Source organism: Idiomarina sp. ST20R2A10, assembly GCF_051842345.1.
Lineage (GTDB): Bacteria > Pseudomonadota > Gammaproteobacteria > Enterobacterales > Alteromonadaceae > Idiomarina > Idiomarina loihiensis.
Map to the genome: position 1 here is coordinate 157,970 of NZ_JBNIEY010000003.1, position 20,334 is coordinate 178,303.

A 20,334-nucleotide genomic window follows, 5' to 3' on the forward strand; every position below is an offset into this window, starting at 1 on the left:
CGGACATTTAGGTGAAGCCATGGAAATCAATAGCTACCAAGATTTTATCAACGCCGCAAAACAACAGCAGGAGCCTCAGCGTTTGCTGTTTGTGTTGGCAAAAGCGCAACTCCCCGAGCAACCGACAGACAGTCAGAAGCAGCAATTTGAAACTCAGGCGGGCGGAACTTTAGAGCCGGTACTTTGTGTCGATAAACTGCCTGAAGAGGTGGAGGACTTTTCTACCCTGGTTGAGGAATCCACACGTACTGACATTGACTGGGACATCGCATTTATTAGTGCAATGGACGGTCGTGGCGGACACCCCATTTCAAGTGACGAAGCCAGTCAACCACTGGAAATGATGGTGGAGCAAATTCAGGCCGGCATGATCAAACACTTTTTAACCATAAACCGACAAGGAGAGTTGGTGCAGTTACTGTAGCCGGACGCTGCGCCCTATGTGGCCATGACAAAATTTCTGATTACCGTTACTACCCTGTTTTTTTCGGTATCGGCAATGGCGGCAGAGCCCGCCATTTCTCCTTTTGATTTAACTCAGTCTACCGTCGGCTATACGGCCATTATTATTTTTGTCCTTGCTTATATTCTGGTGATGGGCGAAGAAAAACTCCATATGCGTAAGTCAAAACCGGTACTGGTTGCCGCTGGACTTATCTGGATTTTAATTGGCTGGGTGTATAGTGGCGATAACGCTGCAATGGCTGAATCTGCATTTCGTCATAATCTGCTGGAGTTTGCAGAACTAATGCTTTTCCTGCTGGTGGCAATGACCTACATAAACGCCATGGAAGAGCGCCGTTTGTTCGACGCATTACGCGCGTGGTTACTTAAAAAAGGCTTTAGTTATCGTCAGCTATTCTGGATAACCGGATTACTCGCGTTCTTTATCTCTCCGGTTGCGGACAACTTAACCACAGCGCTATTGATGTGCGCCGTGGTGATGAAGGTGGCGCAGGACGACAAAAAATTTGTTGCTTTATGCTGTGTCAGCATAGTGGTGGCGGCAAATGCGGGTGGCGCCTTCAGCCCCTTTGGTGATATCACCACACTTATGGTCTGGCAGGCCGGACAAGTAACGTTTGGCGAGTTTCTCCAGTTGTTCCTGCCCTCAGTCGCCAACTATTTGGTGCCGGCACTTGTTATGAGCTTTTTCATTGAGAATAAAAAGCCAACCACATTGCATACCGAGGTTGAGTTAAAGCGTGGCGCGTTGCGTATTACCGCCTTATTCTTACTAACCGTAGCTACAGCCGTAACTTGCCATATTGTACTGCATCTTCCGCCGGTGCTTGGCATGATGATGGGTCTTGGCTATTTGCAGTTTTTTGGTTATTTCCTGCGCATGACTCTGCCGGGCTCTTTAGCACGTAAGCGCGCAATGGCCGAAAGAACAGGTGACCAAAAACGTCTGGAGCAATTAGGTGGTGTGGTGCCGTTCGACGTCTTCAGCCGGGTTTCGCGAGCGGAGTGGGATACTTTATTGTTCTTCTACGGCATTGTTTTATGCGTTGGTGGTTTGGGCTTCATGGGTTACCTGAGCCTGCTTTCCGAAACATTATACGGCGGAATGAGCGCTACACTGGCTAACAGTATTCTGGGTGTGGTGTCGGCGGTTATCGATAACATTCCGGTGATGTTCGCCGTGCTGTCGATGGATCCGGAGATGTCTCATGGTCAATGGCTGTTGATTACCCTAACCGCAGGTACCGGTGGTAGTTTACTCTCCATTGGTTCAGCCGCCGGTGTTGCGCTAATGGGGCAAGCCAGAGGTTATTACACTTTCGCTTCTCATCTAAAGTGGACCCCAGTCATAGCGCTAGGTTACGTAGCCAGTATTTATCTGCACCTATGGCTAAACGAAGCTACCTTCCATATCTAGCCTGATCAAGGGGACAGGCTCTTTCGGGACGGACGGTTGTGCTTAGAGAGACGCCGTGAACCCATTCCTGGGGGCTTGTGTGGTGCCATCCTTGGCGCCACACACTCTCTGAACACAACCATCCTGTCCCTGTAGCCTTACTCTCTTTCTGGCTAAAGTGGCACAAAATGATTACAGAGTGACTCTCGATTTCCCTATTTGGATAGCTCTCAGGATTCGAATTTTGTGGTAATCTCCGCGCGAAAATTCCTGCCGGAATAATCAAACACTTTCATTCTTAACCACTAACCAACAAGGAGAGTTGGTGCAGTTTATATTTTGGTTCTGAACTGCACTGAAAAAACGCTATGAAAAGATTGCTGTTTACCGTCATTTCGCTGCTGTTTTCGGTATCAGTACTGGCTGCAGAACCCTCTGCTGACCGTATCGATCTCACCTCATCGACCGTTGGTTACGCCGCCATCGTCATTTTTATTCTTGCGTATATTTTGGTGATGGGTGAAGAGAAATTGCACATGAGAAAATCCAAGCCTGTGCTGGTTGCGGCAGGGGTTATCTGGATCCTCATAGGGTTTGTTTATACTGGCGATAACGCCGTTCTGGCGGAAGAAGCGTTCCGCGAGAACTTATTAAAGTTCGCAGAGTTGATGTTGTTTTTGCTGGTGGCAATGACCTACATTAATGCGCTGGAAGAGCGGCGTTTGTTCGATGCGCTCAGCGCCTGGTTGATGAAAAAAGGCTTTACCTATCGAAAACTCTTCTGGATAACCGGCTTTTTAGCGTTTTTCATCTCTCCTATCGCAGATAACCTGACGACTGCTCTGTTGATGTCGGCCGTGGTCATGAAAGTTGCCGAGGGCAATAAAAAATTTGTCGCGCTTTGCTGTTCCAGCATTGTTATAGCCGTAAATGCCGCCGGTGCATTCAGCCCGTTTGGGGACATAACCACGCTTATGGTCTGGCAGTCCGGCAAGGTAGAGTTTACCGAGTTCCTGCAGTTGTTTGTGCCCGCATTAGTGAACTACTTAATACCCGCAATTATCATGAGCTTTTTTATTGAGAACAAAAGCCCGACAACATTGCATACCGAAGTGGAGCTTAAGCGCGGAGCCCTGCGCATTACCTTCTTGTTCTTATTAACCGTTGCAACCGCCGTTGCATGCCACATTTGGCTAGAACTGCCTCCAGTGCTCGGAATGATGATGGGATTGGGCTATTTACAGTTCTTCGGCTACTTCCTGCGTATGACCCTGCCGGGTTCGCTGGCGCGCAAGCGGGCAATGGCAGAACGCGAAGGCGACCAAAAACGCCTGCAACAACTTGGTGGTGTTGTACCCTTCGACGTATTCAGCCGGGTTTCCCGTGCCGAATGGGACACCTTGTTGTTTTTCTACGGTATCGTCTTATGCGTTGGTGGTTTAGGCTTTATGGGTTACTTAGGTTTACTGTCCGAATCTCTTTACGGTGGTTTAGACCCAACCATAGCAAACAGTATTCTCGGCGTGGTCTCCGCTCTTGTGGATAACATCCCGGTGATGTTTGCAGTACTGTCCATGGACCCTGAAATGTCCACCGGACACTGGCTGCTAATAACTCTGGCCTGTTGTACCGGCGGCAGCCTGCTCTCTATCGGTTCCGCCTCAGGCGTTGCCTTAATGGGACAAGCCAGAGGCTACTACACCTTTATGTCGCACCTGAAATGGACACCGGTAATAGCAATAGGCTACGCAGCCAGCATCCTGCTACACCTATGGCTTAACAAAGCCGCCTTCCTTAGCTAGCGGGGGAAGGAGAAAAGCTCTCTTAGGGCAGGACCTTCTGCTCTCAGAGAGACGCCGTAAACCCATCCCTGGGGGCTTGGGTGGCGCCATCCTTGGCGCCACACACTCTCTGAGAACAGAAACCCTGCCCTTCAACGCACTTTTCCTATCAGCTTAACTTCATAGGTAAGTCGCTGAACCCGCCGGAAGGGTAATTAGCTCGCTTAGGTTCACCTGTTACTTCGAACTCTTCGAAGTGTTTTAATAATTCCTCCGTGAATATACGAAGCTCCATTCTGGCTAGCGGTGCGCCGGGGCAAACGTGTATACCACCGCCGTAAAGTAAGTTATTGGCTTTGTTTTGTTCCGGGTTAAATGTGTCTGCTTTGCCAAATACTGCCTCGTCGCGATTCGCCGAAGCCCAGAGTACTGTCACTTTTTCACCTTGTTTCACTGGGCAGCCAGATATTTCTGTGTCTTTGACTGCGCGTCGGCGGTTAGAAATAAGTGGTGGATCAATGCGGAGTATTTCGTCTATGGCATTGTCGGTATTAAGCTCGTTGTTACGAAGTTTGTCGGCAACGTTCGGGCTTTGTGCGAAGAAATAGGAAATACTACCGATAGCCGCAGCAATGGTACCTACCTCTCCGGCGGTCCAGTTGCGTAAAATGCTCACAATCTCTTCGTCGCTAAGGTGTCGTGTTTCACCATTAAGGGTGACTTCTTCGCGCATTAAATGAAGCGTGTTGTCATCTTTGGGGGCGTCCGACTTTCTGCGAGCTTCGAGCTGTTTATGAATCAGCGCTTCAAACTCATTCGCTTTTTGGTTTAATGTCGCTCTGTCGTTGTTAACAATTGCCTTTTGGTTAGCCTCAAGCCACTCGCCCAAAGTACCGGTCAACGAGTCAGGCCAACCGAGAAAGGCGCACTGAATCTGTAATGCAAAAGGCTTGGCGATATTACTCACAACATCCAGCGGCTTATCTTTGCTAATTTGGCTAATAACAGTACGGGCTATTTCCCGGCAGGCGGGTTCAAATTCGCTCAACCTTTGCGCACTAAAGTACGGCTCAATCACCTCTCGAAAAATACTATGCTCAGGAGGATCCATCCCATTTGGAACCGATAGGTGAGAGCCTGCTGCATTGCTGAAGGTCTCATGATCTTCGATAACATCACGGACAGCACTATGCGTTAATACCGCATGGCCCAGCATGTCACTTTGCGCTGTAGCACAGTGTTGACGAAGTTCATCAAGTGACGCAACTTGCTCTTGCTGTTCGGAAGGTTCCCAACGGCAATCTTTCATACAACCTCCTAATTAATCCTATGAGGTGACTGGCCTGTATACGCTGAAACATTGGAGCCGGGGGAACGCTCTCTCCGGGCGGGGTATCTGTTGTCAGAGAGACGCCGTAAACCCATCCATGGGGGCTTGAGTGGCGCCGTCCCTGGCGCCACACACTCTCTGACAACAGATACCCTACCCGTCGACGCTTTTCCCCGCTCTTTTAATTTAAACGTATACAGGCCAGCCGGCCTCTTTCTATTAAACCACTTTGGAGTAGCGGTTTTGGCCGTGATCCAGGTATTCGTCAAAGCATGCGCAGATGCTGCGAACCCACAGGCGACCTAAGTCGGTGACACGAAGCTTTTTATCCGATACATCAACTAAGCCATCTTCGATAAATGGCTTTAAAAGCGGAATGCTTTCAGCAAAGTGTGCCCAGAAATCATTGATATTCCATTTGTTCTTAAAATCTTCTATATCGAGTTCGAAGTGGCAGATAACTTGAGAGATAAGTTCTGCGCGCAGCTTGTCTTCGTGGGTTAAGGCCATGCCTTTGATAATGGGTTTTTGTCCGTTATCAATCATTTTGTAGTAAGCGGGAAGCTCTTTTTCGTGTTGCCAGAGCACACCGTTTACCTGGCTAATGGATGATACACCCAGGCCCAACAGTGCATCCTGACCGTCGGTGGTGTAGCCCTGAAAGTTACGCTGCAAACGCCCTTCGCGCTGAGCTATGGCCAGACCGTCGTCTTTTTTAGCAAAATGGTCCATACCAATAAATTGATAACCGGCTTGGCTAAGCTGAGTAATAGCTTGTTCAAGTAAGCTCAACTTAACTGACGGTTGCGGAATGGATTCTTCCGGTATTTTCTTCTGACCCGCAAAGCGTTCAGGCAAATGTGCGTAACTGAATACAGAGATACGGTCAGGGTCCATTTCTATAACCTGCTCAATCGACTTTCTGAACGTTTCCGGCCGTTGATAGGGCAGACCGTAAATTAAGTCTAAGTTGATTGAATCAAAGCCCAGCTCTTTACTCAGCTTAAGCTGATGGGCAATTAAATCGACATCCTGTACGCGGTTAATGGCAATCTGTACTTTCTTATCGAAGTCCTGCACGCCGTAGCTAACACGATTAAAACCTAAATCGCGTAAATGGCGAAGCTTTTCATCGCTGCAGCTGCGCGGGTCAATCTCTATGCTGACCTCAGGATTATCCGCGAAGGTAAAATGCTGATGGACCAGTTCCATTAACCGGGTCAATTGTTGCTCGGTCAAAAAGGTTGGGGTACCGCCGCCTAAGTGAATCTGCCGGATCTTTTTGTCTTTTACCATAGGCTGATACATCGCCATTTCTTTTGCAAGGTAGTCAAGATACTTATCCGCTTTATGCTGGTGACGAGTAATCACCTTATTGCAACCACAGTAGTAGCAAAGCTTATGGCAGAAGGGTAAGTGCAAATACAAACAGAGTCCGTCACCTGCATTTTTCAAAGCGGCTTCTATGCGACTTTCTGAAAATTTTTCGGAGAGCATCAACGCCGTGGGATAAGACGTATAACGAGGTCCATTAATGTTGTATTTTTCTATTAATTCTTTATCCCAGGTAACCGTACTCATATTAACCTCTTGACCTAAGTCAAAAACTATTTCATTAACTTATCTGTATTGTTTCACTTTTTTCTTTATAAATAAAATCACTAAAACGCTCGCCTATGAAAAATAGCGGCTTTGGTAGTTTTTGATTTACCTCAATAGTGTCTAAAAAATTCTTTAAATGTAACCCTAATTCGGTATTGCCTTTTACCATTAATTTTCGGTTAAAAAATAAAGTGTCGGGATCAACTTTGCCATAAATCAATAAAAGCAGTGCGTCACCGTCTGCTGAGAGCTGTACGTCGGCTTCATCGGGATTTTTAAGGGACTTTAGTTGGTTACCTCTTAACGTTAAAAAGAGTGATAAATCAATATCTTTTACTTTTATCTCAATAACTTTCTCAGAAATGAAGTCGAGATCACCTGATAATATTTCTTCTTTAAATAAGCGGTTTAATAATTGATCTGAACTGAAGTTAACAATGCTTCTTGGTATTAATTTGTTTATTGGTTGAATTATTTTAGGTATGGCGGATACCCAATTGGTAGTATTCATTATTTGCTCCATATACAACAACAAAATAAAGTCATGGGCACTATAATAAATAAACAAATATTGCGCCACAAAATAGTAAAATAGAGGTTTCAGATGGAATTGTTATGTCCGGCCGGAAGTATCCCTGCGTTAAAAGCGGCTATAGAAAATGGCGCCGATGCAGTTTATGTGGGGCTAAAAGATGAAACCAATGCGCGTCATTTTGCAGGTTTAAATTTAAACCAGATGAAGCTATCAGAAGCAGCAGGCTATGTGCATAAACATGGCTGTAAGCTGCATGTTGCGATTAATACTTTCGCGCATGCCAATAGTTGGGAAAAATGGCGAAAGGCGGTAGATGATGCAGTTTTGGCAGGTGCGGATGTACTGATTATCGCGGATTTAGCAGTGCTGGCTTATGCTGCTGAAAGATACCCGAAAGTTGAACGACATTTATCGGTGCAGGCCTCTGCAACCAACGCCGGTGCCATCCGGTTTTACCAACAGTTTGGTGTGTCGCGGGTGGTTTTGCCTCGAGTGCTGTCTATGCAGCAGGTACGGGCACTGGCTCGCACAACCGACGTTGAACTGGAGGTATTTGCCTTTGGTAGCCTCTGCATTATGGCAGAAGGGCGGTGTTACTTGAGCTCGTATTTGACCGGCGAATCACCTAATACAGCAGGTGCCTGTTCTCCGGCCGCGTTTGTAGAGTGGGACGAACGGGACAATAAACTGGAGTCACGGCTAAACGGTGTGCTTATCGACCGTTTTGATGAAAATGAAAAGGCGGGTTACCCCACTCTTTGTAAAGGGCGCTTTTCGGTTGACGATGAAATTTATAATGTGCTGGAAGAGCCCACCAGCCTGAACACCTTAAGTCTGTTGCCACAACTTTATAAAGAAGGCATTGCCTCGTTGAAAATTGAAGGGCGGCAACGCAGTCCGGCTTATGTGGCGCAAATTACTCGGGTGTGGCGTCAGGCTATCGATACTGTCATGGCAGACCCCGATAACTTTGAAGTGGCGGATAACTGGAACTCCGTATTGTCCTCGCTTTCTGAGGGCAGTCAAACGACGCTCGGCGCGTACCACCGGAAATGGAAGTAACCAACATGAAGTTTTCCTTAGGGCCTAACCTGTATTTTTGGCCGAAACAGCAGGTTTTAGATTTTTACCAGCAAGCCGCCGAGTCAGACGTCGAGCACGTGTATCTTGGTGAAATGGTTTGTAGTAAACGGCGTGAGTTGAAGCTGGACGACTATCTGGCGATAGCGCACATGCTAAGAGAAGCAGGTAAAAAAGTGACGCTGTCGACAATGACCTTGCTCGAAGCGCCGGCTGAATTAAGAGAGCTGGGGAAATATTGTGACAATGGTGAGTTTGATGTTGAAGCAAACGATGTCAGTGCCATTGGTATATTGCAGGAGCAGGGTCTGAACTTTACCGCAGGGCCAGCCATTAATATTTATAATCATCAGAGTCTGCGACGCTTAATTGATATGGGCATGACCCGCTGGGTTGCGCCTTTTGAACTTTCGCGTGACTGGCTGCGAGATATTTTGCAGCAGAACCTGATTAACACCGTGAGAGATTGTTTCGAGGTAGAGGTGTTTTCTTTCGGTCATATGCCACTGGCTTGGTCTGGTCGCTGCTTTACCGCCCGCTCAGAAAACCGTCCGAAAGATCAATGTGAACTGTGCTGCATAAAATATCCGGAGGGCCGTGAAGTCAAAAGTCAGGAAGGACAACAAGTGTTCGTGCTTAATGGTATTCAGACACAATCGGGTACCCGTTATAACCTGATAAATCAGTTGCCCAGTATGAAAGGTCTGGTTGATATTGTGCGAATAAGTCCACAACCGGAAGGGACCTTTGACTGGCTACAGCGTTTCCGTAACAATGTCGATGGTGAACAACCCGTGAAGCTGAATAGTAAAGAAAGTAACGGCTACTGGTTACAGCTTGCGGGCTTGGCTTCGGCTTAGACGAGCATAAACATATTTGTAATGGAAAGGATAACTATGTCAGACAAAACAGCTCGAATTGGTGTACTAACCGTTAGCGATAGAGCCAGTGCCGGGGTGTATGAGGATATTTCCGGACAGGCGATAAAAGATACGCTGAACGACTACTTGACCTCTGAATGGCAGGCGGAGTACCGGGTTATTGCTGATGAGCAACCGACTATTGAGTCCACTATTAAAGACTTAGTGGATAAGGAAGGATGTTGCCTGGTGGTAACCACCGGAGGAACTGGCCCGGCGCGGCGCGATGTCACACCAGAGGCAACTGAAGCGGTTTGTGATCGGATGATGCCCGGCTTTGGTGAACTTATGCGGCAGGAGTCACTTAAGTACGTTCCCACCGCTATTTTGTCGCGGCAAACAGCAGGACTCAGAGGCTCGTCACTTATTATTAATTTACCGGGTAAGCCAAAGGCCATTCGTCAATGTCTGGATGCTGTGTTTCCAGCCGTACCGTATTGCATTGATCTTATGGACGGGCCCTATCTGGAATGTGATGAATCGGTCATTAAGCCTTTTCGTCCGAAAAGTAAGTAGTTACTCCTGCTGCCGGAGCCGCAACAGGCTTCGGCACAATCCTATAAAAGTGACTCCCCAAACCAGCAGTGCAATGTAAAAGAAGGTTGTGGGCAAGGCGTCCAAAAACGAAAACTCCATGGCCTGCAACATGACATAGGTACAGGCCGAATACATTCCCAGTGGAAACACTGCACCCCAGTAAAGAGGGTCGTAGGCAAAAGGGAAGCGCCGGACAACATGTCGCCACACCCCAAGAATGAGCAGCATGGGGATCCACCAACTGCCAGTGGCCCAGTAGAAAATTGTGAACCCCTTAATAAATGGCACCAAGCCTTCTAAAAATGGTGCGTTTGGCGAGTTAATAATGAGGAGAGAGCCCGCCAGCGTTGATATGGCCATAGCGCCCATATTAATCCAGTAAGGTGGGGCAAGATCATTCGGGACAAACCTAAAAAAGGTGTAGCGATAGAAAATCAGCGACATCATCCAAATATAAAGCATGCCGCCCCATAACCACATGGATAGCGCCAGAAAGTTAAGTTCTAGTTTCCACGGCTGAGATGTTTGCGTAGCCAGATAAGCGCTTAATACGGCAACTGCCTGGGTGGCAACAACAGCCAGTAACCAGGCACCACTAATACCCTTGTCCAGTGTCGGTTTATTGCGGCGGATGGTTAACGCGGTAAATACGGTGTAGGTAAGCAGCAGCCAGAGTACCAGCGCAATAACCCAGGCTATGAAGGCGAGCCAATAATGGCTGTACAAAACCATTAATTGGCTACCAATAAGCCCTGTGCCTGCTACCGTTGTGAAAAAAGCTGGCCCTTTACTGTGGCTGATTAAGTCTTCGGTGAAGTCTTCGGTAAATCGCAAGGCTCGATAGCTATAAAGAAAAGCAAGAATAACCCAGCTAACACAGGATATGGTAAATAAACTTCTGGCAATAAAAGACCATTGCTGCTGGTGGGCAGCAATGGCGATGATTCCTGTCGCCATCACCAGCCCGAAGTAGGCCGGTGATAGTTGTTGTGCTTTATGTAATAGACTCATAGTTTTCCATACCTGAGCCCAAACACATTAACAGGGGTCGGGCGCATTCTTACGTGAGTAGAACCACCAAGTTATCACACCACAAATGGTGTAAAAGATGATAAAGCTCAATAAAGCTGCTGATACACTGCCTGTAAGACTAATGGACGAACCGTAAGCTTTTGGGATAAAGAAGCCGCCATAAGCTGCAATGGCCGAAATAAAGCCAATAACCGCCGCCGACTCTTTATTACCTTGCTTTATAGCTTCGTCGGTATTGCCAAGTTCGCGTTTGCGCTGGTTAAGGAAAATAACCGGAACCATGCGGAAGGTGGAACCGTTACCAATACCCGTTGCTATAAACAGCACAATAAAGGCTGTAAAGAAGCCCCAGAAGTTACCCTCAGTGCCTGCAATAGGCAGGAAGTACATAACTCCAATAACGCCGACAATCATTAACAGGAAATTCCAGAAAGTAACGCGGGCGCCGCCTAGTTTGTCTGCAATGATACCACCGACCGGACGCGCCAGAGCTCCGACTAATGGACCGAGAAAAGCATAAGCGGTTGGGTCAACTTCTGGGAACAGCATACCGGATAGTAGCGGGAAGCCAGCAGCAAAGCCGATAAAGCTACCAAAGGTACCTAAATACAGAACGCACATAATCCAGTTATGTGTGCGCTTGAAGATTATGGCTTGATCGCTGAACGACGCTTTCGCCGAGGAAATATCATTCATGCCGAACCAGGCTGCTACAGAACCAATAACAATTAACGGAACCCACAAGAACGCGGCGTTCTGAAGCCAGACTTCCTGACCCGCATTGGCGCCTTCCTGAATCTCTAGTGGCTCACCTCCCATGCCACCAAACACGCTGGCGGCAATGACTAAAGGAGCCAACAGCTGCATGCCAGATACCCCCAAGTTGCCTAGGCCGGCGTTCATCCCCAATGCGCCACCTTTTTCTTTCTGCGGATAGAAGAAACTGATGTTGGACATACTGGACGAGAAATTACCACCACCGAAACCGCATAGTAGAGCCAGTATCAGCATGATCATGTATGGGGTCTCGGTATTTTGAACGGCAAATCCGATCCATAAACAGGGGAGTAATAAAGATGCAGTTGAGATTGCGGTCCAGCGTCGCCCGCCAAATATGGGCACCATGAAACTGTAGAAAATGCGTAAAGTTGCACCTGATAATGCCGGCAATGCGGCTAACCAAAACAGCTCGTTAGAGCTATAGGGAAAGCCAAGCGCCGGCATTTTCACTACCAGAATACTCCAGATAGTCCAGACCGCGAAAGCAAGAAAGAGATTCGGGATGGAAATCCACAAGTTACGGGTGGCAATGCGCTTGCCTTTCTCTTTCCAGAAAGTCTCGTCTTCCGGACGCCAGTCATCCAGTACCATGGAATTAGGCGTAGAAAGTTCAGGTAGGTCACGCTCTTCCCGGTCATCTTTGTACTCAATGCGTTCCGCTTTAAGGATAGCCGAATGCATCCACAGCAACGATACAGCAGAGATTACAAACAACAGCATAAAGCTGCTTTGCCATACGCCAATAACGTCGTTAAGCATACCGAAGGTTAATGGCAGCAGGAAGCCACCTAGGCCGCCTATCATACCAACGACACCACCTACAGCACCGACGCTTTTCGGATAGTAAACCGGAATGTGTTTAAACACAGCGGCTTTACCCAAAGACATGAAAAATCCGAGTGCAAAGGTCAAAAATACAAAACCAACTAAAGTGACTTCAAACTGGAAGTTGTATGTTTGGTCAATACCTTTAATCGCATACTCGGTGCTTGGGTAGCTGAGTAGAAAAGTGCAGATAATTGATGCGATAAAGGTCCAGTACATGACTTTACGTGCGCCGTACTTGTCCGACATCCAGCCGCCGAGAACACGGAACAATGAGGCTGGTATGGTATACAGTGCGGCAATCATACCGGCTGTTTTAATGTCTAACTCATAGACACCTATCAGGTAGTGGGGTAGCCACAGTGCTAAAGCAACGAATGCGCCGAAGACGAAAAAGTAGTACAGAGAAAATCGCCAAACACGTAAGTCGCCTAAAGGCGATAACTGTTCCCAAAAACCTTGTTGTTGCTTCTCGTGACGTACGTTTTTTAGTGGGTCTTCTTTAGCGAGTACTAAAAAGGCAATGCCGGCAATTGCTAATATGGTCGCATAAATTTGCGCAGTACCTTGCCAGCCCAGGGCAATGAGCAAGAAAGGTGCACCAAAGTTGGTTACAGCGGAACCGACGTTACCGGCACCGAAAATACCAAGTGCAGTGCCTTGTTTTTCTTTTGCGTCATTAAACCAGGCGGCGGTGTAGGTCACACCAACAATAAAAGAACCACCAGCCAGGCCTACACCAAGCGCAGCTATTAGCAGCATGATGTAGCTATTGGCGAACGTCAGCAAATAAACACAGGCTGAGGTTAACAGCATTAGCATGGCAAAAACTTTTCGACCGCCTAAGCGATCCGTCCAGATACCCAGGAACATACGGCTAATGGAGCCTGTTAGTACCGGCGTAGCCATAAGTAAACCGAGTTGAGTATCCGTCAGATTAAAGTCTTCTTTTATCTGAATACCGATAATTGAAAAGATGGTCCAAACCGCAAAACAGAGAGTAAACGCCAGTGTGGATAACACTAGTGCGTAATTGCGTTGACCACCTGTCGCTGACAGGGGTTGGTTCATGAAAGACCTCCAGTTAGATCTATTAAGTCAGATAGCTAAACTTTACTGTTAAGTGAAATAAAATGCTTTACTATCAAAAGGCTAGAACTAACTGAGTAGTTAAGAGAATACTACTTTAAAGGTAGTTTCACGGTCTTCCCTAGCGCGCATAGAAGGTGAATTAACTACCTCCTAATGGGTAGATTTTGTGTTTAGTATGAAAGTTTAATCAACTAAGGGGTACTAACTTATTTTCGCAAGCAAGCATTCGATTTTCTTATCAATAAAAGATATATTACAAATGTATCTTTTAAATATTAAGCGGTGGCACTGATGCAGATTACAGATAAACAAAAAGAAGAGCAGTTAATTCCCATTCTGCGCCAGGCATTTCGACCGTTGTTCCTGCTGGGAGCTGGCTTTAGCGCTATAGCCGTGCTGTTGTGGGGACTGGCACTTGGTGGAAAGGTCGATTTGCCCGTATATGGCAACATCATGTTCTGGCACTCTCATGAAATGATGTTCGGCTTTGTTATCGCGATTGTTCTGGGCTTTTTACTAACCGCTGTGCAGAACTGGACAGGGCTTAGAGCTCCTCACGGTAATACTCTGCTTATTTTAACTGTTCTATGGGCAGCGGCAAGACTCGCTCTGTTGTTTGGCAGTGAGTTACCCTGGTGGCTGGTTGCGGCCGTCGATGTCAGCCTCTTACCTGTTGCTGCATTTTTGTTTGGCCGCATGGTGCTTAAGGTGAATCAGACCCGAAATCTGTTTTTTGTTCCCATTCTGTTGTTGCTGACTGTTTGTAATTTGCTTATGCATTATGGTTTGCACTTTGGTCAGTACCATATTCAAGTTCTTGGTGCCTACAATGCGGTGTTCCTGGTGACCTTGCTTATGGCAATTATTGGTGGCCGGGTACTGCCCATGTTTACCGCCAACGGCACTATGACACCGAAAGTACAACCTATTCTCTGGCTTGACCGTATTGCGTTGGGCAGCTTGTGGCTTATTTTTGCGGTACATTTTCTTAATCTGCATACGCTGCTGCCGAATGGCGTCATGGTGGCTTTATTTGCCATTTCAGCCCTGGCAACGGGTATACGGGTTGCACGCTGGAAAATATGGATAACCTGGCGGGTACCATTAGTCTGGTCGCTACATTTAGCATACTGGTTTATTCCGATTGGGCTCACGCTATTTGCGCTGCGTTACGCTGGCTTTGAGCTGACTCAGAGCATCGCCCTGCACGCTCTGACGGCTGGCGCTATGGGAAATATGATTTTAAGTATGATTGCCCGGGTATCGCTGGGCCATAGCGGGCGCCCACTTCAGCCAAAACTGATTATGACCGGCGCGTTTCTGCTCGTACTGATTGCGGCGCTGACTCGGGTATTTTTAATGTGGCTTATGCCGGAGTTCGCCAGTCAGTGGCTCATGTTCAGCACTATGGCCTGGGCTCTGGCCTACGGCATCTATGTGGTGGTTTACTTTAAAGTGCTGACAACGCCTCGCGCTGACGGTAATCCGGGTTAACACAGTAGTCCGGCTTAAAGGCGAGCGCAGTGCGGACAGGCAGGGTGCTTCTGAATATTGAGCCGCTGCCAGTCACTGTGCAACGCATCAAACAGTAACACCGATGAATACAGCGGCTGGCCAACACCTGCCGCTATTTTTATAGCTTCCACGGCCTGCATGGTTCCCACAACGCCCACCAAAGGTGATAACACACCGGCCTCTGCGCAACTGAGTTGTTGTTCGCCAAAAAATTGGCTGTAACAGGCATAGCAGGGCGAATCATTTTGCATAGAAAAACTGGCAATCTGGCCTTCAAAACGAATGGCCGATCCGGAAACCAGTGGTGTCTTGCTTTTCAGGCAAGCTTTATTAACGCTATTACGAGTGGTCAGGTTATCGCAACAATCGACAATCAGCGTGGCTTCGTCCGCTAACTCCATCAGCAAAGCGTCGTCTGCCCGTAACGGTAATGCGGTAATATCAGCTTCGCTGTTTAGTTTCGTCAGGTGTTCCCGCGCTTGTTCTGCTTTGTTTTCTCCCACGCTGCTTTCGGTGAACAGAATTTGGCGTTGTAGGTTGTGACTGTCAATTGCATCGTCGTCAACTAAGGTTAGCTTTCCAATACCGGCAGCGGTTAAGTAGGGCGCAACGGCGCACCCTAGTCCACCCAGGCCAATAATCACTACATGAGCATTCAGCAACGCTTCCTGGCCCTCTAAATCCATAGCCGGTAAGGCAATGTGCCGGTTGTATTTTAGCATTTGCTGGTGGGAAAGGGTTTTACTCATAATGGCTTACCTTACTGTCAGGAACAAATTCAGGACGTGTCGCCAGCCAGGCCCCGACGGTGACCAATACCACGCCGACAAATGCCTTCAGCCAAATGGGCACCTGTGGCACCAGCAGCCATAACACCCCGTAGCCAGTTGCCATCATAATCAAAGCAATTACTTTTGAACGGCGTTTGATAACCCGATTATCGCGCCAGGCTTTGATATCCGGACCGTATTTCGGATGGTTAATGAGCCAGGCTTCGAGGCGGGGCCAGCCTTTGCTAGCAGCCCACAATGCCGCTATAAGAAAAGGAACGGTCGGCATTACAGGTAGAGCTATACCGACAAGCCCCAGCAGCACAAAAAGTAATGCCAGAGCACGCCATAACAGTTTAATTAACAGTTCATGAGTCACGATTTCATCCCTAGCCTGCCTGCCATCTTGTGTAGGTTGCTGGCATCCAGTTGCAAATCTTTGGCTGCCTGACTCCAGCTGTTGTTATGGCGCTTCAGAGCCGCCTCTATCATTTTACGTTGAGTATAATTTACGGCTTCTTTCATTGAAATATTTTGCTCAGGTAAGTCGGCTGAAGCGTTATTATTGGTATCCGTTGTGACAGATAACGGTAGTTGAACATCAAGATCCAGCATGTCGGGTTCAATGGTCGCAATATCTGTTTTTTCTACACCATGACTTAGCAATTTAATGGCAGCACGACTTATAACGTGTTCCAGCTCCCGCACATTACCCGGCCACTGGTACTGCTGTATAGCAAGCTCGGCTTCTGGTGACAAACGCAAAGCTCTTAACCCCAGGCGCGCGCGGTTTAGCTCAAGAAAGTGGCCAGCAAGAATCGAAACATCGTCGTCGCGCTCGCGTAATGGTGGAATGGGTAAAGGGTAAACTGAAAGCCGGTGATATAAATCTGCCCGAAAGGTTTCGTTACTGACTTGCTGGCGTAGATTACGATTGGTTGCTGCTATCAAACGCACATCCACTTTCCGGTACTTGTCCGAGCCCAGCCGCTGAATTTCGCCGTTTTGCAGTACTCTTAGCAGTTTGGCCTGTATCGATAATGGCAACTCGCCAACTTCATCCAGAAATAAAGTACCGCCGTGAGCTGCTTCAAATCTTCCGGAACGGTCACTGGTGGCTCCGGAAAAGGCACCTTTAACGTGACCAAAAAGCTCACTTTCGGCAAGCGCTTCAGGTAATGCGGCGCAATTAACGTAAATAAGTGGCATATTATTGCGCTGAGACAGTAAATGAAGCTCACGTGCGAAAAGTTCTTTACCAACACCAGTTTCACCTAACAGTAAAACCGGTAAGTCAGCACCAGCGACAACCCGCAATTCTTTCAGTACACCTTCAATCGCTTTACTTTGACCGATAATTTCAGAATCATTGCTTTCGGCACCTCCCGCTTTAGGCATTGCGCGTTGTTGCCCCTGGCGCAATGCTCGTACGTTTTGTTCAAGCTGTCCAATACGAACTGCGGCTTCAACAAACAAGCTGAATTTCTGCAGTTCCAGTACGGAATTGTCGGTAAAGGTACCTGGCTGCAAAGCATCTAAGGTCAGCACGCCCCAGCATTTGTTCTCCAAATACAAACTAATGCCCATGCAATCGTGCACGGGCAGTGCATTGCCCGGTTGCTCGGCCAGCAGTCCGTCATAAGGATCCGGCAAAGCAGAGTCATGTTCGAATCTCACCGGGCTTCGCGAAGCTAACAAAGCGCTCAACCGCGGGTGTTGCGCCAGCACAAAGCGTCGGCCGAGAGCTTCACGCACCAGTCCCTGAATTGCAACCGGCTGAAGTACCTCGTTATCGAGCTTTAACAACACCACTGCACCGCAGTTGAAATGACGGCGCAAAGTGTTAACTAAATTTTGTAAACGGACCGCCGCAGGCTGCTCTGTAAGCAGGTCGGCTAATAGACTTTCTTGCAACATGGTTAAATTGACTGCCCAGGTTAAAAATACCCTTATTGGTTGGGTCGATAGTACCTTGGCATATCGGAGAGTCAATAATCACAATGGGGTAGAAGCTGGCCTGTTTGTTGCAATAGAGCAAGCATAATAAGAAGTTAACCGTTACATACGGATAAAACATTTTTAATTATCGAACAGGAGTTTACGCTATGAATACTATTAATGAACATTTACAAGCTGTTGAGAAGCAATGGCAGAATGCAACCTCGCAAGATCTAGTTGAGCACATCTATTTGCGTTTTCACCAACGCCACCGTGAACAGTTACCGGAATTAAAACAATTAGCTATGCGGGTAGAGGAAGTTCATGGAGATCACGCCGAAGCTCCGAACGGACTTGCGGAACATTTGAACAATATGCTGCAGGAACTGGAAAGCCATATGATGAAAGAAGAACAGATTCTGTTTCCGATGTTGTCACGCGGCGTTTATCCCAGCGGGCCAATTTCAGTAATGGAAGAAGAGCATGTTCAGCATGAAGCTGAATTGGAAAGAATAAATGAACTGACAAATAACTTAACCTTGCCAGAAGGTGCCTGCGGTACCTGGACGGCATTGTATAACGGTTTAAAGGAACTGCAGGACGACTTATACGAGCATATTCACCTGGAAAATAATGTTCTTTTTGTGGAGAAAAAAGCTGCAGTTCCCGAGCACGGTAAAGATTTCTGTTGTGGTTCATGCCAGTAATTAAATAAAATTGATAAAGATCAAATGCAAATGATAATGATTTGCGTTTGATCTAATTCGAAGCTATCTTAACACCTTCATTGAAGGAGGTGTTTATGAATGGCTTAAGACAGTTCGCGTTATCCCCATTATTTCTTACCTTATTTTTAGCAACTGGCGCTACGGCTGAAACTAACGAAGACCCTATTGAAACTATTGTTGTTACAGCAACAGGTAGCGAACGAAGTGCTTTGTTGGCACCGGCTTCTTTGTCCGTTATTTCTCGTGATGACCTACAAAATGTCAGCGATCAACAACTGATAACGGCTTTGCGTAAAACCGCAGGTATTTCGTTATCAGGCCGAGGCGTTGGGGGACGAAAAGTCATTCAACTTCGTGGTCTGGAGTCGAAACATTCACTTATTCTCATTGATGGAAAGAGGGTATCCGCGACAGATGATGTGGTAGGGCATTCGGATTTCCAGTATGAATGGCTGCCTTTAGACAGTATTGAACGAATTGAAGTTATTCGTGGCCCCATGTCGTCTTTATATGGGTCTGAAGCGCTTGGCGGCGTTATCAATATTATTACCCGCGCCGGTCAGCCAGACGCTTCATCGTCGCTTATGGTTAACGGAACTATGGATAATGAAGATGCGGGTGGCGGCCAATATGGACTCAACGGTCAATGGGTGCAGCCATTAACGGAATCATTGACTTTAAAAGCCCACCTTGGACATAAATATCAAGACGATGTTATGGACACTGAGAATGTCAGGGTATCTTCACTTGAGGGACGTCGGACAAATACCGCGCAACTGGGTTTTGACTGGAAGCTCAATGATGAGCATTCTCTGGATATTGAGTACCTAACGGCTAACGAAGAGCGCTGGCAACATACCAATTATCGGGGCAATGAGCCTTACTATCGATCCTGGTATGACTTAAAGCGAGAGCAGCTGTCAACGTTCTGGAACGCTAATTTTAGTCAGTGGACAGGGCAGGTTGGCTATTATCGCTCGTCTATCGATGTCATTAATAAAAACGATAGCGCTGCTGTATCAGCCTATACGCCACAGTTTTTAACGGACGATGTTTTCGAAGCACGTTTTTACCGTGATTTTGGTGTATCTCGCTTAACAATGGGCGGTGAATGGCGCGATGAAGAATTGGAACATAATGCATTTAATGGCGGCGGTGATAGCGCCGTTCACAAGTCAGTTCTGGCTCAATACGAAACAGATTTAGTTGACGATGTTTATCTCACTTTGGGGGGACGCTGGGATCACCATGAATATTTTGGAGGAGAATTCAGTCCCCGCGTCTATATGGTCTGGGCTGTTACACCAAACTTGTCCATTAAAACCGGTTATGGGCACGGTTTTAAAGCACCTACGTTAAAACAAATCTCACCCGAATACCGATTTGACGGTCCACATAGCTTTTTGGGAAATGAGAATCTGAACCCCGAAACTAGTGATAGCTGGGAGTTAGGGCTGCGTTATGAAGGAGCTAAAAGCACCATAAGTGCCACTGTTTTTCATAATCAGATTGAAGATCTTATATCGACACTTTGTGTTGAGAACTGCGCTGGCCGCTTTGGTCATGTTAATCGGTACGTCAATGTTGAAGAAGCCGAGGTAACAGGTTTTGAATTTGAAGGTTCATACCAATTATTCGAAGCTCTGGAATTAACCAATAGTTATACCTACACCGATGGTGAAAATAAAACATCTGGTGAACGCTTAACCTCACGTCCTAAGCATCAGGGAACTATTGGTCTTAACATCGACTGGATCCCCTCTACATTAAGCTCATCAATCGACTGGCAATATATTGGAGAACAATGGATTGCAAGTTACACAGGTATGACTGAGCTTCCGGACTATTCGTTGCTAAATGCCAACCTTAGCTACTTTTGGGGTGAGCATCGTTTAACACTGAGTGCGAGTAATCTCACCGATACCGATTTACTCGAAAAAAGTGACAGCTTTGGCTATCAGGAACACGGCCGTAGTATCGATCTCACCTGGTATTGGCAGTTTTAAGG

The 20,334-nt window shown here is 47.2% G+C and carries 17 protein-coding genes; 9 read left to right on the forward strand and 8 right to left on the reverse strand.

Annotated elements, in window-relative coordinates; all coding sequences use genetic code 11:
* Positions 1 to 19 precede the first annotated feature (19 nt).
* The 3 genes from ACP7H9_RS06490 (at position 20) to nhaD (ACP7H9_RS06500) (ending at position 3,663) form a co-directional block, all read left to right on the forward strand.
* Positions 20 to 424, forward strand: coding sequence for a ribonucleotide reductase subunit alpha (locus tag ACP7H9_RS06490; RefSeq protein ID WP_439222414.1), 405 nt, complete (start codon positions 20 to 22; stop codon positions 422 to 424).
* A 75-nt stretch (positions 425 to 499) separates the two neighbouring features.
* A complete protein-coding gene (gene nhaD, locus ACP7H9_RS06495; protein WP_439222490.1) occupies positions 500 to 1,882 on the forward strand; it encodes a sodium:proton antiporter NhaD in 1,383 nt (460 codons plus the stop codon).
* A 347-nt stretch (positions 1,883 to 2,229) separates the two neighbouring features.
* On the forward strand, positions 2,230 to 3,663 hold the full coding sequence (nhaD, locus tag ACP7H9_RS06500; RefSeq protein WP_439222415.1) for a sodium:proton antiporter NhaD: 1,434 nt from the start codon (positions 2,230 to 2,232) through the stop codon (positions 3,661 to 3,663).
* Between the two features lie 148 nt (positions 3,664 to 3,811).
* Here nhaD (ACP7H9_RS06500) and ACP7H9_RS06505 read toward each other — a convergent pair whose 3' ends face one another.
* The 3 genes from ACP7H9_RS06505 to ubiT form a co-directional block, all read right to left on the reverse strand.
* The gene (locus ACP7H9_RS06505) at positions 3,812 to 4,951 is read right to left on the reverse strand and encodes a cytochrome P450 (RefSeq protein ID WP_439222416.1); all 1,140 of its coding nucleotides are present in this window, start codon (positions 4,949 to 4,951) and stop codon (positions 3,812 to 3,814) included.
* A gap of 240 nt (positions 4,952 to 5,191) precedes the next feature.
* Complete coding sequence (gene hemN / locus ACP7H9_RS06510; protein WP_439222417.1) at positions 5,192 to 6,553, reverse strand: oxygen-independent coproporphyrinogen III oxidase; 1,362 nt, start codon at positions 6,551 to 6,553, stop codon at positions 5,192 to 5,194.
* A gap of 34 nt (positions 6,554 to 6,587) precedes the next feature.
* A complete protein-coding gene (ubiT, locus tag ACP7H9_RS06515; RefSeq protein ID WP_439222418.1) occupies positions 6,588 to 7,085 on the reverse strand; it encodes a ubiquinone anaerobic biosynthesis accessory factor UbiT in 498 nt (165 codons plus the stop codon).
* A 93-nt stretch (positions 7,086 to 7,178) separates the two neighbouring features.
* On the opposite strand from ubiT, the gene ubiU reads away from it, so the two are divergent.
* Genes ubiU through mog form a run of 3 tightly spaced genes read left to right on the forward strand, consistent with a single transcriptional unit; the run spans position 7,179 to position 9,625 of the window.
* Complete coding sequence (gene ubiU / locus ACP7H9_RS06520) at positions 7,179 to 8,171, forward strand: ubiquinone anaerobic biosynthesis protein UbiU (protein ID WP_439222419.1); 993 nt, start codon at positions 7,179 to 7,181, stop codon at positions 8,169 to 8,171.
* 5 nt (positions 8,172 to 8,176) lie between these two features.
* Complete coding sequence (locus tag ACP7H9_RS06525; protein WP_439222420.1) at positions 8,177 to 9,049, forward strand: U32 family peptidase; 873 nt, start codon at positions 8,177 to 8,179, stop codon at positions 9,047 to 9,049.
* Positions 9,050 to 9,085: 36 nt separating this feature from the next.
* Positions 9,086 to 9,625, forward strand: coding sequence for a molybdopterin adenylyltransferase (gene mog / locus ACP7H9_RS06530; RefSeq protein WP_439222421.1), 540 nt, complete (start codon positions 9,086 to 9,088; stop codon positions 9,623 to 9,625).
* Here mog and ACP7H9_RS06535 read toward each other — a convergent pair whose 3' ends face one another.
* Positions 9,626 to 10,657, reverse strand: coding sequence for a tellurite resistance/C4-dicarboxylate transporter family protein (locus tag ACP7H9_RS06535; protein WP_439222422.1), 1,032 nt, complete (start codon positions 10,655 to 10,657; stop codon positions 9,626 to 9,628). It abuts the gene before it with no gap.
* Positions 10,658 to 10,684: 27 nt separating this feature from the next.
* The gene (locus tag ACP7H9_RS06540) at positions 10,685 to 13,354 is read right to left on the reverse strand and encodes a nitrate/nitrite transporter (RefSeq protein WP_439222423.1); all 2,670 of its coding nucleotides are present in this window, start codon (positions 13,352 to 13,354) and stop codon (positions 10,685 to 10,687) included.
* 312 nt (positions 13,355 to 13,666) lie between these two features.
* On the opposite strand from ACP7H9_RS06540, the gene ACP7H9_RS06545 reads away from it, so the two are divergent.
* Positions 13,667 to 14,869, forward strand: coding sequence for an NnrS family protein (locus ACP7H9_RS06545; protein WP_439222424.1), 1,203 nt, complete (start codon positions 13,667 to 13,669; stop codon positions 14,867 to 14,869).
* Positions 14,870 to 14,883: 14 nt separating this feature from the next.
* Here ACP7H9_RS06545 and ACP7H9_RS06550 read toward each other — a convergent pair whose 3' ends face one another.
* The 3 genes from ACP7H9_RS06550 to norR are packed head-to-tail and all read right to left on the reverse strand — an operon-like array spanning position 14,884 to position 17,577.
* Positions 14,884 to 15,639 carry a HesA/MoeB/ThiF family protein gene (locus ACP7H9_RS06550; RefSeq protein ID WP_439222425.1) on the reverse strand — a complete coding sequence of 252 codons (756 nt, stop codon included), beginning with the start codon at positions 15,637 to 15,639 and terminating at the stop codon, positions 14,884 to 14,886.
* Positions 15,632 to 16,039: a YbaN family protein gene (locus ACP7H9_RS06555; protein ID WP_439222426.1), complete on the reverse strand. Its 408-nt coding sequence runs from the start codon at positions 16,037 to 16,039 to the stop codon at positions 15,632 to 15,634. The genes ACP7H9_RS06550 and ACP7H9_RS06555 overlap by 8 nt, the downstream gene beginning before the upstream one ends.
* Positions 16,036 to 17,577 carry a nitric oxide reductase transcriptional regulator NorR gene (gene norR, locus ACP7H9_RS06560; protein ID WP_439222427.1) on the reverse strand — a complete coding sequence of 514 codons (1,542 nt, stop codon included), beginning with the start codon at positions 17,575 to 17,577 and terminating at the stop codon, positions 16,036 to 16,038. Before norR ends, ACP7H9_RS06555 begins: the two co-directional genes overlap by 4 nt.
* A gap of 188 nt (positions 17,578 to 17,765) precedes the next feature.
* Here norR and ACP7H9_RS06565 point away from each other — a divergent pair, with 188 nt between their 5' ends.
* Both ACP7H9_RS06565 and ACP7H9_RS06570 read left to right on the forward strand, forming a co-directional pair.
* On the forward strand, positions 17,766 to 18,305 hold the full coding sequence (locus tag ACP7H9_RS06565) for a hemerythrin domain-containing protein (RefSeq protein ID WP_439222428.1): 540 nt from the start codon (positions 17,766 to 17,768) through the stop codon (positions 18,303 to 18,305).
* A 95-nt stretch (positions 18,306 to 18,400) separates the two neighbouring features.
* Positions 18,401 to 20,332 carry a TonB-dependent receptor plug domain-containing protein gene (locus ACP7H9_RS06570; RefSeq protein ID WP_439222429.1) on the forward strand — a complete coding sequence of 644 codons (1,932 nt, stop codon included), beginning with the start codon at positions 18,401 to 18,403 and terminating at the stop codon, positions 20,330 to 20,332.
* Positions 20,333 to 20,334: the final 2 nt, after the last annotated feature.